Source organism: Corallococcus macrosporus (assembly GCF_017302985.1).
In the GTDB taxonomy this organism is placed as follows: Bacteria; Myxococcota; Myxococcia; order Myxococcales; family Myxococcaceae; genus Corallococcus; species Corallococcus macrosporus_A.
The window spans coordinates 300,370-313,603 of the sequence record NZ_JAFIMU010000002.1 but is presented as its reverse complement, the minus strand read 5'-3'; the positions used below and the strand labels follow the sequence as shown (position 1 = coordinate 313,603).

Annotated in this window: 11 protein-coding genes; 8 read left to right on the top strand and 3 right to left on the bottom strand. The window is 72.2% G+C overall.

Features of this window, described 5'->3' with window-relative positions:
* Positions 1-63: 63 nt before the first annotated feature.
* Positions 64-990, bottom strand: coding sequence for a bifunctional riboflavin kinase/FAD synthetase (locus JYK02_RS01645; protein ID WP_207048091.1), 927 nt, complete (start codon positions 988-990; stop codon positions 64-66).
* Between the two features lie 80 nt (positions 991-1,070).
* On the opposite strand from JYK02_RS01645, the gene trmB reads away from it, so the two are divergent.
* From trmB to JYK02_RS01615, 6 genes are all read left to right on the top strand, one after another.
* Positions 1,071-1,691, top strand: coding sequence for a tRNA (guanine(46)-N(7))-methyltransferase TrmB (gene trmB, locus JYK02_RS01640; protein ID WP_120527971.1), 621 nt, complete (start codon positions 1,071-1,073; stop codon positions 1,689-1,691).
* 176 nt (positions 1,692-1,867) lie between these two features.
* The gene (locus JYK02_RS01635; protein WP_207048090.1) at positions 1,868-2,914 is read left to right on the top strand and encodes a diguanylate cyclase; all 1,047 of its coding nucleotides are present in this window, start codon (positions 1,868-1,870) and stop codon (positions 2,912-2,914) included.
* Positions 2,915-2,964: 50 nt separating this feature from the next.
* A complete protein-coding gene (locus tag JYK02_RS01630; RefSeq protein WP_207048089.1) occupies positions 2,965-3,378 on the top strand; it encodes a hypothetical protein in 414 nt (137 codons plus the stop codon).
* Positions 3,379-3,445: 67 nt separating this feature from the next.
* Positions 3,446-4,735, top strand: a complete 1,290-nt coding sequence (locus JYK02_RS40310) for a hypothetical protein (protein ID WP_277991198.1) — start codon at positions 3,446-3,448, stop codon at positions 4,733-4,735.
* A gap of 94 nt (positions 4,736-4,829) precedes the next feature.
* Complete coding sequence (locus JYK02_RS01620; RefSeq protein WP_207048087.1) at positions 4,830-5,252, top strand: cupredoxin domain-containing protein; 423 nt, start codon at positions 4,830-4,832, stop codon at positions 5,250-5,252.
* A gap of 66 nt (positions 5,253-5,318) precedes the next feature.
* The gene (locus tag JYK02_RS01615) at positions 5,319-8,249 is read left to right on the top strand and encodes a helicase C-terminal domain-containing protein (RefSeq protein ID WP_207048086.1); all 2,931 of its coding nucleotides are present in this window, start codon (positions 5,319-5,321) and stop codon (positions 8,247-8,249) included.
* 15 nt (positions 8,250-8,264) lie between these two features.
* Here the strand turns inward: JYK02_RS01615 and JYK02_RS01610 are convergent, their stop codons facing one another.
* Together JYK02_RS01610 and JYK02_RS01605 are read right to left on the bottom strand one after the other, a co-directional pair.
* Positions 8,265-9,002 (bottom strand): signal protein, encoded by a 738-nt coding sequence (locus tag JYK02_RS01610; RefSeq protein ID WP_207048085.1) that lies wholly within the window; start codon positions 9,000-9,002, stop codon positions 8,265-8,267.
* Positions 8,999-9,748 carry a HEAT repeat domain-containing protein gene (locus tag JYK02_RS01605; protein ID WP_207048084.1) on the bottom strand — a complete coding sequence of 250 codons (750 nt, stop codon included), beginning with the start codon at positions 9,746-9,748 and terminating at the stop codon, positions 8,999-9,001. The genes JYK02_RS01610 and JYK02_RS01605 overlap by 4 nt, the downstream gene beginning before the upstream one ends.
* 171 nt (positions 9,749-9,919) lie before the next feature.
* Between JYK02_RS01605 and JYK02_RS01600 the strand changes: the two genes are divergently transcribed.
* Together JYK02_RS01600 and JYK02_RS01595 are read left to right on the top strand one after the other, a co-directional pair.
* Entirely contained in the window at positions 9,920-11,689 is a 1,770-nt protein-coding gene (locus JYK02_RS01600) for a S53 family peptidase (protein ID WP_207048083.1), read from the top strand.
* 108 nt (positions 11,690-11,797) lie between these two features.
* A complete protein-coding gene (locus JYK02_RS01595; RefSeq protein WP_207048082.1) occupies positions 11,798-13,078 on the top strand; it encodes a hypothetical protein in 1,281 nt (426 codons plus the stop codon).
* Positions 13,079-13,234: the final 156 nt, after the last annotated feature.

The following is a 13,234-nucleotide window of genomic DNA, read 5'->3' as shown; positions in this document are numbered from 1 at the left end:
TGTCAAGGCGCCCTGGCGTGCTCCCTTGCTGTCCGGCGCCCCTTTTTCGAGGCGTCGCGGGCCCTACCCGTCGTCGCGGGCCACCACGGTGCGGGCGGCCTCCACGTCGCGTTTGATTTGACCCACCAGCTCCGCGGCGGAACCAAAGCGCTGCTCGGGGCGCAGCCGCTCCAGGAACTGCACGCGCAGCTCCTTTCCGTAGAGGTCACCGGTGAAGTCCAGCAGGTGCGCCTCGATGGTGACCTCCGTGCCGCCAAAGGTGGGCTTCACGCCGATGTTGGCCGCCCCGGGGCGCCACGGGCCGCCCTCCTCCGCCCGCAGGCGCACGCGGATGGCGTACACACCGGGCGCGGGGCGCAGCTCGTTCTGCGTGTCCACGTTGGCGGTGGGAAAGCCGATGGTGCGCCCGCGGCCCGCGCCGGACACCACCGTGCCGTCCAGGTCGAACGGGCGGCCGAGCAGGCGCCGGGCCGCGCCCACCCTGCCCTCCAGGATGTACTCGCGGATCCGCGACGAGGACGCGACGACGCCGTCCACGTTCACCGGCTGCACGACGTGCACCTGGGCGCCCCGCTTCGCCGCGGCCTCGCGCAGCGTGGTGACGGTGCCTGCGCGCTGGGCGCCGTAGGTGTAGTCGCTGCCCACGACGACGTGGCCCACGCCCAGGCTGTCGAAGAGGGCGGACTCGAAGTCCTGGGGCGTGGAGCGCGCGTAGTCGCGGGTGAAGGGCTGCACCACCACGTGGCCCAGGCCGTGCTCGGACAAGAGCTCCAGCTTGCGCGGCAGCAGGGTGATCAGCTTGGGCGCCAGGTCCGGCTGGAGCACCTTGCCCGGGTGGGGCTGGAAGGTGAGCGCGTTGGCGGGGGCGTGGCGCAGCGCTTCCGCGAAGAGCGCCTGGTGGCCCACGTGCACGCCGTCGAAGTTGCCCAGCGCGAGGGCCTGTCCCTGGAGCTGGCGGCCCGCCTCGGACACGGACTGGAAGACCTTCATGGCCCCCACCTATACCACCCCGCGCGCTTTTGCCCTGGCCAACCCACGCGGCTCCATGGTTAGAGGCCCCCGCTCCCGCCATGCGCCCTGCCCTGCTCCCTGATCCGGTCGGCCTCAAGTTCGTCCCCCTGGAAGCGCCCCCGGACTGGGACGCGGAGTTCGGGTTCACGGGACCGCTGGAGCTGGAGATCGGCTCCGGCGCGGGGGGCCATGCGCTGGAGTACTGCCGCCGCAATCCGGGCGTGCGCTTCGTCGCCTTCGAGTGGCGCAAGAAGTACGCGCGCGACACGCAGATGCGCGGGGAGAAGCTGGGCCTGAAGAACCTGCGCGTCATCGAATCCGACGCGCGCTTCGTGGTGCCGCGCATCTTCGCCCCCGGGTCGCTGGACGTCATCCACCTGCAGTTCCCCGACCCGTGGTGGAAGCGCTCGCACGCCAAGCGTGCGGTCGTGCAGCCGGACTTCGCGAAGCTGATGCTGGGGCTGCTCAAGCCGGGCGGCCGCTTCGACATGCGCACCGACGTGCAGGACCGCGCGGTGGCCATGCTGGGCATCCTGGAGGAGGCGGGCTTCCACAACCCGCTGGGCGCGGGCGTGTTCCACCCGTACGACCCGGAGGAGGTGCCCTCCACCCGCGAGCGGCGCTACCTGGCGTCCGGAGAACCCGTCTACCGCGCACGTCTGGTGAAACCCGCGCCGTAGTCCGCTCAAAGCCTGTCAGGCCGTGGACGCAAGGGGGGCGCTGGCCCCTCGCGGAGTCCGTGGAGGCCCTTGGCAGCGCCCGCCACCCAAGGGAGAATCCACCCACGGGGTTCCCGCCCCGGGGGACACTCGCGACGTTGGCCACGACCGCAGCCTGTTGGGGGGGTGGGCGCTTCATGCCGGATGCCGAAAGGAAGCGGATGGCGGAGGGCGCGCGCCGGAGCGGACCCGCGAATGACTTCTCCGGACGCACCGTGCTCATCGTGGACGATGATCCGGCGCAGGTGAAGCACGTGCGCGAGGGCCTGGCCCCGCACGGCTACGTGTTCAAGGAAGCGCTGGACGGCGCGCAGGCGCTGTCCGCCATCCGCGCGGGACGGCCCGACCTCATCGTGATGGACGTGGAGATGCCGGGCCTGGGCGGCGTGGAGGTGTGCCGCATCGTCAAGGCGAACGCGGGCGAGGGCGGCTTCGGCTTCATCCCGGTCATCCTGATGACGGCCCGGCAGGCGGCGGGCAAGGTGGAGGGGCTGGAGCTGGGCGCGGACGACTACCTGGTGAAGCCCTTCGACATGCTGGAGCTGGGCGCGCGCGTGAAGTCCATGCTGCGGCTCAAGGCGCTGCAGGACGCGCTGCTGGAGAAGAACCGCGAGCTGGAGTGGGCCAACCGGGAGCTGGACCGCCGCCGCCAGGAGCTGCTCGCGCTCAGCCGCACGGACGCGCTCACGGGGCTGTTCAACCGGCGCTACTTCGAGGAGCGGCTGAGCGAGGAGTTCATGCGCTCGCGCCGCTACCGCTCCCCGCTGTCGCTGGTGATGCTGGACATCGACCACTTCAAGCGCATCAACGACACCTTCGGCCACCCCTTCGGAGATGAAGTGCTGCGCGCGGTGGCGCAGACGGCCCGCGCGACACTGCGGGAGGTGGACCTGCTGGCCCGCTATGGCGGCGAGGAGTTCATCGCCCTGCTGCCGGAGGCGGCCCCCCAGGACGCGCTCCGGGCGTGCGAGCGGGTGCGCGAGGCCATCGAGCGGCTGGAGCTGACGTGGAAGGCGCCGGACGGAGGAGGCTCCCAGGAGGTGAAGCTGACCGCGTCGCTGGGCGTGGCGACGGTGCCCGCGGACGACCTGCCGGGCACGGAGGCGCTGCTGCGCGCGGCGGACGCGAGCCTCTATTCAGCCAAGGGGACGGGCCGCAACCGCGTCCACCAGCATGCGGCGTGACGCACCTCGCGCTTCCCCACGGCTGCGGTTTGACCTAAACCGGAGGCTCCATGCGCCCGCTCGCGACGACGACCTGGCTGCTGTTCGCCCTCCTCGCCCTGGGCGGCTGCAACCGGCTCCAGCCGGACTCCCCCGTGGGGGCCTACCAGACGTTCCACCGGCACGTGCAGCGCGGTGAGCTGCCCAAGGCGTACGCGGTGCTGTCGCAACCGACCCAGCAGGTCCTGAAGACGCGGGCCCAGCAGGTGAGCGACGCGTCCGGAGGCATGGTGAAGCCGGAGCCGCTCGCGTTGTTCTTCGCGAATGTTCCCGTGCCGCCCGATGTTCAAGAGGTTTCGCTGCTCCGCCAGGAGGGCGACGTGGCGACCTTGGTCGTGCGCTCGGCGGGAAGGTCGGGCGAGGTCCGGATGGTGAGGGAGCCGTCCGGGTGGAAGGTGGACTTTTCAGCATCCCCCCAGCCGTGAGCCCGGGCATGCCCGGACCCCGCGCATCAGGTAACGTACAACCGTGAACGACAGGAAGACACGGCGGGTGCTCCCCGCAGTCGAAGTCATCCGGCGGCCGGGTTCGCCCGGCGCCCCGGTGACTCCGTCCTCGGCCGCCCCCACCCCCTCCCCCACGCCGAGGCCCACGCCCCGGCCCACGCCGGTGGCGCCCTCCGCCCCGGTGGCCCCCACCAGCGCCGAAGGCGCACCTCGCCCGACGACGGCCCCGCGCCCGACCCCGGGGGTCGCGCCCACGCCCAAGCCCGCCGGGCTGGCGCCCACGCCTCCCCGGCCGGCCACCCCCGTGGCCCCCGCGGGCCTGTCCGCTCCCACGCCCCGGACCACGCCGGGCGCGGTGGGTGCGTCAGGTCCGGTGTCGACGGCCCCCTCGGCGCCTCCCCGGCCGTCCGGTCCTCCGGCGGCGGGTTTCACGCCGGGCGCCGCGTCGCGTCCCCCGCCCCGGGGTCCCGGGATGGGTGGGCCTCCACGCGCGGGCGGGCCTCCGGGCCGCTTCGCGCGCCCCAGCACGCCGCGTCCGCCGCCCACGCCGGAGCAGATCCTGGCGCTGGCCACGCGCGAGCACGTGCCGGCGCGCATCGCCAAGGGTGAGCTGGAAGGCAAGATGAAGGCGCGCATCTGGCGCAAGCTGCACGCCGAGGAGGCGAAGCGCTTCGACCAGGTCTACGAGCTCATGGGCCAGACGCCGGGCCTGTCGCTGGGAGACGCGTTCGGCATCCTCCAGAGCGGCCTGACGGTGCAGGAGTTCATGGCGCGCAAGGAGCGCAGCCAGCGCAAGGCGGCCATCAAGCAGGCGCGCGGCCAGGTGGACAACGCGCTCGTCGCGGACTTCCTGGGCGCGTTCATCGAGCAGAAGACCGAGCTGTCCGTGGTGCTGGCGGAGCGGTCGCTGCTGGACACGCTGCTGGCGGAGGAGCCCATCGCCTTCACCTTCGAGCGCACGGGCCGGCTGGAGAAGCTCCAGGTGGTGCTCATCGCGCGCAGGGGTGACTGGGAGCGGCTGATGCCGAACCTGGAGCGCGACGCGAAGCTCACGCAGAAGCCGGCGCAGGTGGCGCGGCAGCCGGACAAGCGGCCCTACTCGGACCCGCGCCCGTTCCTGCCGCACATCGGGCAGACGGTGAAGCTCACCCTGCGCAACGGCATCACGGTGGAGGCGCCGCTCCTGCGCGTGGGCCGCTTCGACGTGCTGCTGGGTGAGGCCGGGCACGAGCTGTTCGTCCCGCTGCACGCGCTCCTGCGCTTCGAGGCGCCCCCGGCCCCCGCCGAGGACGACTCCGACGACGCGGACGACTCGAAGCCCGACGCCGCGAGCTGACATCCGCGCGCGGTGCCGTTACTTCCGGGCGGCCTTCGCCTTCACGGGCGGGCCGCCCTTCTTCCTTCCCCTCCTCCGACAAGGAGCCCCGTCCATGCGCCCCTTCTTCTCCCGCATCATCAAGCCCTGGCTCGCGCTCACCGCGGCGGCGGTCCTCGCGGGAGCGTCCCAGCAGGCGTGCTCCAAGGAGTCCTCCGCGAAGGAGCCGTCCGCGCCCGCCGCGCAGGAGGTGGGACGGCGGGAGAACGGCGTGCACGTGGTGGAGCTGGCCGTGACGGAGAAGGGCTACGAGCCCTCCCCGGTGCAGCTCAAGAAGGGCGAGCCGGTGAAGCTGGTGGTGACGCGCAAGACGGACATGACGTGCGCCACCGAGCTGGTGATGGACGAGTACAAGATCGACACGAAGCTGCCCCTGGACACGCCGGTGGAGATTGCGTTCACGCCGAACCAGTCCGGGACGCTGAAGTACGGCTGCGCGATGGGGAAGATGATCGCCGGCACCTTCGTCGTGGACTGAGCCGGTGGGGGGCCGCCGCCCGTTAACTGGCGATGTCCCCCCGGCCGGGTAGGCTCGACGCCCTGCATGGGCAGCTCGGAGCTCTTCACCCGGCACGTCTTCCTGGACCTCGAAACGACGGGGCTCGACCCCCGCGTGGATGAGGTCATCGAAGTGGGCTGCCTCTTCTTCGAGCATGGCCGGGAGGTGGACCGCTTCTCCCGGCTGTACTCGGCGTCGCGCCCGCTGAACCTCACCATCCGCCGGCTCACCGGCCTCTCCGATGCGCAGCTCGCCGGACAGCCCCGCTTCGACGCGGAGCGCGCGGAGCTGCGGGAGCGGCTGAAGGGCTGGACGGTGGTGGCGCACAACGCCCCGTTCGAGAAGGGCTTCCTCCCGGACGTGCTCGGCGGCGTGCCGGTGCTCGACTCGTGCGAGCTCATGCACTACCTGCACCCGGAGCTGCCCAGCCACTCGCTGGAGTCGCTGATGCGGTGGGCGAAGCTGGGCTCGCAGCAGCCGCACCGCGCGCTCCACGACTGCGTGGCGGTGCACGCGGTGCTGGTGCACGCGCTGGACGGCTGCGTGCGGGACGGCCGCGCGGAGGACGTGGCGGACCTGCTGGCCACCCTGGATCCGCGCGCGCGCGCGGCGCTGGGGCCCACGCCGCTGCTGGACACGCTGACGGAGGAGGACGCTCGCGACCTGGCGGCGGACGCGGAGGCGCGGCCCCTCCTGGGACTGCTGTCGCGGCTGTGGGAGGCGTGCCGGGCGACGCCGGTGCCGCTGAACCTGGAGACGACGGGCGGCTTCCTGCGCGCGCGGCCGGAGCGCAAGCGCGCCAATGGCGGCAGGCCGCCTCCCGAACCCGAGCTGGACGCGACGCCACTGCCGGTGCGGCCGGACGAGGTGGCGCAAATCCTGGGCCCCGGCGGCGCGCTGGAGCGCGGGGGCGGGTTCCTGTCCCGGCCCGCGCAACTGGAGATGGCGCACGCGGTGGCGCGCACGCTGTCGGACGGCGGGCAGGTGGCGGTGGAGGCCGGCACGGGCACGGGCAAGTCGCTGGCGTACCTCACGCCCGCCGCGCTGTTCGCCGCGCGCAACGGCCTGAAGGTCGGCGTGGCGCCGCACACGAAGACGCTCCAGGACCAGCTCCTGGAGAAGGACCTGCCCCGGCTGCACCAGGCCACGGGCGGCGCGTTCGGCTATGCGCTGCTCAAGGGCCAGACGAACTACCTGTGCCGCCGCCGCGCGCTGGAGGCCACGCGCGTGGAGCCGGGGATGAACCACACCGCGCGAGCGCCCCGGGCCTACGTGCGCGCGTACCTGCGCCGCAGCCTGGACGGAGACCTGGACCGGCTGAGCCACTGGTTCCGCGAGCGCTTCCCGGGGATGCACGGGCTGGTGCCGTCGGTGCGCTCCGAGGCGGCGACGACGCTGGGCGAGCGCTGCCCGCATCACCACAAGTGCTTCTACCACTCGGCGGTGGCGCAGGCGCGCGAGGCGGACGTGCTGGTCATCAACCAGTCGCTCGCGTTCGCGTGGCCCGCGCGCTACGGGCGCCTGGACCACCTGGTGCTGGACGAGGCGCACGAGCTGGAGGACGTGGCCACCACCGCGCTCACGGTGGAGCTGTCCGACCTGGCCTTCCTGCGCCTCACGGAGCGGCTGCACGGGCGCGACGGGCGCCGGGGCCTCTTCGCGGAGCTGCGCCGCGCGCTCGCGGCCACGCGCCGGGATGAGTCCCGCGTGCTGATGTCCGAAGTGGACGACGCCCTGCGCACGCTGCTTCAAGAGGCGCGCGCGCTGGGCGAGCAGGTGACGGCCCTGTGCGAGCCCGCGTCCGCGATGCCCGGTGAGGACGCGGACGACGCGGCGTACGCGCCGGAGCTGCGGGTGACGGACGCGGTGCGCGCCCTGCCCGCCTGGGAGCCCGTGCGCGAGGGGCTGGTGGCGGTGCGCACGGCGCTGCAGCGCGTGCACACGCTGCTGGCGGTGCGCGTGCTGGCGGCGCTGCCGGAGCTGGCGGTGAAGCAGCCGTCGCTGGAGCGGGAGCTGGCCGGCGCCACCACGGAGCTGGGTGAGCTGTCGGTGCTCGCGGGAGAGCTGGCCGGAGAGCCGGACGCGAAGCGCTGCTACGCGGCGCGGGCGGAGCCTCGCAAGGGGCGCTGGAGCGTGGGCGCGCAGCCGGTGGACGTGTCCGAGGCCGTGGCCAAGGACTTCGCCGCGAACAAACGCGCGCTGGTGATGGCGTCCGCCACGCTGGGCACCGGGGACGGCGTGCCCTTCGTGCTGAAGCGGCTGGGGCTGAAGCCGCCGCTCCTGCGCGCACCGTCGCCCTTCCACCTGGGACAGCAGGCGCTGGTGGTGCTCGTCACCGACGCGCCGCGCGCGCACGAGGAGCCGTTCATCGACTGGGCCTCCGGGCGCATCTCCGGATTGGCGCAGGTGATGGGCGGCCGGGTGCTGGGCCTGTTCGCGTCCACGCGGCGGCTGGAGCGGGTGTCGCGCGAGGTGCAGGCGCGGCTGGAGCCGCACGGCATCGAAGTGCTGCGCCAGTCGCGCGGGCACGGCCGGTCGCTGGCGGCGCGGCAGGAGCGCGACACGGGCACGGTGCTCTTGGGCACCAAGAGCTTCTGGCAGGGCGTGGACATCCCCGGGCGCGGCGTGGGGTGTGTCTTCATCGACAAGCTGCCGCTGGAGCCGGCGTCCCGGCCGCTGGTGGCCGCGCGCGAGGAGCCGCTGGCGAAGGCGGGCAACGAGTACCTGGGCTTCCTCCAGTACCGGCTGCCGCGCGCGTTGCTGCTCATGCGCCAGGGCGTCGGGCGGCTCATCCGCTCCACCACGGACCGGGGCATCGTCGTCATCGCCGACCCCGGACACGCCAGCTACCGGCCCATGCTGCTCCAGGCGCTCGCGGGCTACCGCGTCGTCGCGCTGCCGTGGGCGCAGGCGCGGCTGCTGCTGCACTCGGAGCTGATGCAGATGGGGCTCACCGCCGATACCGCGCGGGTGTGAGCCCCCAGCTCTTCCCTATCGAGCCAGCCGCTCGCGGTAGCGCGCTTCCAGGGCGCTGAGTTCGTCCACCCAGGGGCCCGTGGCGCCGCTCGCGCGTGCCTGCGCCAGGGCCTCCGACAGCGCGCGCGAGTCCTCGGTCTGCCGCGCGCGCAGCCGCTGGGTCATGTCCCGCGCGGCCTCGAAGACGTCCTGCAGTTCGTCGCCTTCACGCAGGCCGTGCTGCGGCGGGTTCAGGCTGCCGTCGGCCACCTCGCGCATCATGCGCTTGATGCGGAAGAGCGGGCCCGCCATCCGGTGCGTCACCACGATGGTCGCCAGCGCCACCACCACGATGAACGTCAGCAGGCAGCCGCCCAGCACCCACCACGTCAGGTGCTGGTGGCGCTCCAGCTCCGCGCGCTGCGCGACGATGGCCGAGCGCTCCGCCTCGTACTTGGCGTCGATGGCCTGCGCCTGCTCCCGGAACTGCTTCTCGAACGCCGGGTCGTTCATGTGGGCCATCAGCTCGTTGGAGAGCGTGGCGCCGGACAGCTCGCGGCTCACCTCCGCCGCCGCCGAGCGGGCGTCCACCGCCGTCGCCGTCTCGTGCATCAGCGAGTTCGCCGCGCGCACCAGGAAGATGCCCAGCAGCGCCGCCATCACCAGCGACACACCGACGATGTACGCGGTGAGCTTCAGCTGGAAGGGCGCGTCGAGCAGGTAGTTGCGCCAGCGGCGCTTCGTCGTCGGGGCCTGGGCCGTGGTCGTCGTCATGTCTCGCTGCTCCAGTCGAAGGTCGCGGCGGCTTCCTCGATGGCTCGGGGGATCAGGGCCTTCAACAGGTCCGCGGGCGGAGCTCCCGCGGCGTTCACTTCCACCTGTCCCATCAGGGACTGCTCCGGGTACGTCATGCACAGGAGCGCCAGGCGCAGGCCTCCACTGTCCGTCTTCTGGATCTCCGCCGTGATGCGGTAGCCGTGCACACCCAGCTTCTTGAGCACGCCCTTCGCCCCGGCCTTGGACTCCTTCTCCGGCGCCAGCTGCGCGCCCCGGCGCACCAGCTTGGAGCGAAGCCGCGCCTCCGTCACCTTCACCAGCTCCGCGGGCACGCTGCCCGTCTTGTCCTTCAGCGTGTCCAGCGACAGGTAGAAGCGCGGCCGGCGCGCCTGGTAGGCCTTGATGGCCTTGATGGACTCCGCCACCGCCGCCTGCACCGTGGTGTCCGTCTCTCCCTTCACCGCCTGGAGGCAGTCGAGCCCGCCCGGCTCCAGGAGGGCGCCCAGGCCCTTCGCCACCGCCGCGCGCACCAGCTCGCTGGGGTCCTTGAGGCCGCCGCACAAAGGCGTCACCGCCTCGGGATCCTCGGTGGCGCCCAACACGAGCGCGGCTTGTGAGCGGGCACGCGGATCCCTTCCCTTTTCCAGCTGACGGCCCAGGAAGGTGATGCGCGTGTCTCCCTGCGCCAGCGCAGCGCTCGGCAGCAGGAAGAAGAGGAGCAGGAGTGCTGTCGGCAGCCGCATGGGATGGGCAAAGAAGTGCCAACAGTGTAGCCGCGATTTACCTGTCCATGACAGTTGCCTCTCAGGGCAATCGCGCACACCTTGCAGGCGCACAATGGGCGACGTCCTCCAGGGGGGAGGACGGCTGGGGTGCGGCGGACCCGAGGCGGGTCACCGTGGGCTGGGGGCGCAATGAAACGCGGAGTCATCCTGACGGGTGTTCTGCTGCTGGCGGGTTGGTTGGGCGGTTGCCGTGACTCGGACCGTCTGACGTCGGTGGGCAAGCCGCGGCCTCCCGGGCCAACGCCGGTGGAGTCCACGCCCACCCTGCCCGACTCCGAGAACTCCCAGCCGCCGCCCGGCAAGCCGCCACCGGCACCCGAGGTCGTGGAGCCACCACCGCCGCCGGATCCGGAAGAGGAGGTGCTGGACCCCACGCCCGTCCCGACGACGGACGGTGTCCCCGGGCCCCTGCCGGGCGTCTACACGGACAAGGGCGAGGCGCCGGAGACGGACCTCATCCGGGGGCTCGTGTCCTTCCCCATCCGCGACAAGGACGCGCTGGAGCAGCGCATCGCGGACATCTACAAGCCGGGCGGCTCCCGCTTCCGCCAGTACATGACGCCCGCCGAGTGGATGACGAAGCACGCTCCGCTGGAGAAGGACGTCACCATCGTCACCGACTGGCTGAAGTCCGAGGGCATGCAGGTGCCCTTCGTCGCCACCAACCGGCTGCTGGTGCAGTTCGTGGGGACGGTGGGCCAGTTCAACAAGGCCTTCGGCGTGAAGCTGCGCGTCCTGGAGCGCAAGTCGCCCCAGGGCGGCAATGATCCGCACGACGTCTACGGCCTCACGGAGAGCGTCAACGCGCCGGCGTTCGTGCAGAAGCGCATCCACGCGGTCGTCGCGCTGGACCTGCCCGTGCCGACAGGCACGATGCCCGGCGAGTTCGGTCAGCCGTCCACGGAGCCACCCAACCCCGTCAGCCGGGGCCTCACGCCGCAGCAGGTGGCGCGCGCGTACAACGTGGACTCGCTCTACCAGCAGGGCCACCAGGGCCAGGGCACGAAGCTGGGCGTGGTGATTGGCGCCGGCTTCCGGTGGAAGGACGTGCGCGCCTTCTGGAAGATGTGGGGCATCGAGCGCGAGGACCCCAAGGTCATCCAGACCATGGAGCCGCCCGTCACGCGCTACCGCGAGGGCACGCTGGACGTGGAGTGGGCCGCGGCGATGGCGCCCAAGGCGGAGGTGCTCGTCTACATGGGCCCGGACGCGCGCAACACGTCCATCCTCTACACCTACAACGAGGCCATCTCGCGCGGCGAGGTGAGCGTCATCACCACGTCCTTCGCGCACCGCGAGGACTCCGAGCCGAAGGCAGTGCACGAGGCGTACAGCCACTCCAGCACCATGGCCGCCGCGCTGGGCATCACCATCGCCGCCGCGAGCGGTGACTCCGCGGGCGTGGACGTGCCGGGCAACAGCCCCTACGTCACCGCCGTGGGCGGCACGCAGTTGAAGATGAACGGCATGACGGTGACGGGCGAGACGGCCTGGTACTACTCCGGCTCCGGCATCACCCGCACCTTCGCCACGCCCGAGTGGCAGAAGGGCCTCTACCCGATGCCCGCCAAGCGCGCGGTGGTGGACGTCGCGCTCAACGCGGACACGGGCTACTGGTACACGTGGCTGGGCGTCACCACGCCCAACACCGGCACGTCGTTCTCCTCGCCCATCTTCGCGGGGCTCATCTCCGTGGTGAACGGCGCGCGCGCGCAAGCCGCGAAGCCGCCGGTGGGCTGGCTCAACTCGCAGCTCTACACGCTGCCCGACGTGCAGGACACCTTCCGAGACATCACCGTGGGCATGACCGACCGTCAGTACGAAGCCGGGCCGGGCTGGGACATCCCCACCGGCTGGGGCGCACCCGACGCGGAGGGACTGTTGCGGACCCTGCCCTGAGCAGGCAGGCGACATAGAGCGGACAGGCGTGCGGGCGCTGTTCCGGCTGTCATCCCGGATTGACGGGATGCGAATGCATGCGCAGGGCATGCTGTTCGGGACAGGACCATGTCTTTGTCCCCCCTGCGCACGTCCCTTTCCTGCCTCCTGCTCCTCGCAGCCGCGTGCAGCAATGCCGTCGCTGGACCGAGTGACGCGGTGGCGGAGAACCCCTCTTCCATCAACGCGCCCGGGAGCGTGGGCCAGGCCCCGGCCTCTCCGACCGAGCCCACCGCGCCCGCCGAAGACGTGGGCCAGGTGCCCACCACGCCGACGCCCACCGACACGGTGACGCCCGGCGAGACGCCCACCGCCGAGGCGCCGGTCGTCAGCACGCCCGGGCAGTCAGCAAGCGTGTGCGCGCCGCTCACCTCGCTGTCCAGCCTGACGGGCGACCTGACGACGTGGCTCCAGACGGCGCCCATCGCCCTGGCCAACAGCGGCGGCTTCAAGGAGCCGGGCGGCACGGAGCTGGCCGCGTTCGAGGGCGCCTTCCGCACGCTGCTCACCGAAGGTCCCACCCCGCAGGTGGTGCAGGACCTGGCGGGGATGGGCTACGGCGTGTCCACCTTCCGCAACGCCACGGGCGGCGGCTGGCTGGTGGTGCGCGAGCAGGGGCTGCTGGCGCGCGGCGGCGGCACCTTCATCATCAACCTGTTCCCCGCACGAAACCTGTGGCTGGAGGCGCCGCACGCGGACTCTGATGAGGGCACGCTGCGTCAGACGGCCACGCAGCTGGTGACGCTGGGCGCGCGCGCGCTGCTGATCACCGGCAGCAACCGCTGCGCCGTCACCACCGCCAGCCCGTGCAGCGGCACCACCAGCGTGTGCGGCACGAAGGGCCTGCGCATCTCCGACGCCGCGCACTACGGCAACAACTTCTTCACCGCCGCGCACCGCGCGCTGCGCGCCACCTACCCGGACGCCATCGCCGCCAGCATCCACGGCATGGACGCGGGCACCGGCCCGGAGGCCGCCGTGGTGAGCGACGGCACCAGCGTGCTGCGGCCGGAGTCGATCTCCAACCGCCTGCGCGACGCGCTCAACACCCACCTGGTGGGCACGAAGAAGGCCTTCTCCTGCAACGCGGTGGATGACTCCGGCAAGCACCGCGCGCTGTGCGGCACCAGCAACGTGCAGGGCCGCATCGACAACGGCGCCGGGGACGCGTGCTTCACGGAGGCCGCCGCCGCGTCCGACCGCTTCATCCACCTGGAGCAGTCCGCCACGCTGCGCGGCACCGGCGCGTCGTCCAGGGCCGTCATGCAGGCGCTCGCGGACACCGTGCCCTGCACGCTCGCCGGCTCCGGCCTGGGCTGCCAGGCCGTGGCGGCGCAGGACTGCCCGTAGGCCCTCTGGCTGCCCGCGTAAGGCGGCCACACGCGGCGTTCAGCCCGGCTTTTCCTCCCGTGAAGCACACAGGCTGATCCGGTTCAGGGGGCCAATTCCACTGTCCGGGGTTGGGCATTCAGTGGGACTGGAGGCCCGGAGCATCGGTTGGGCAGC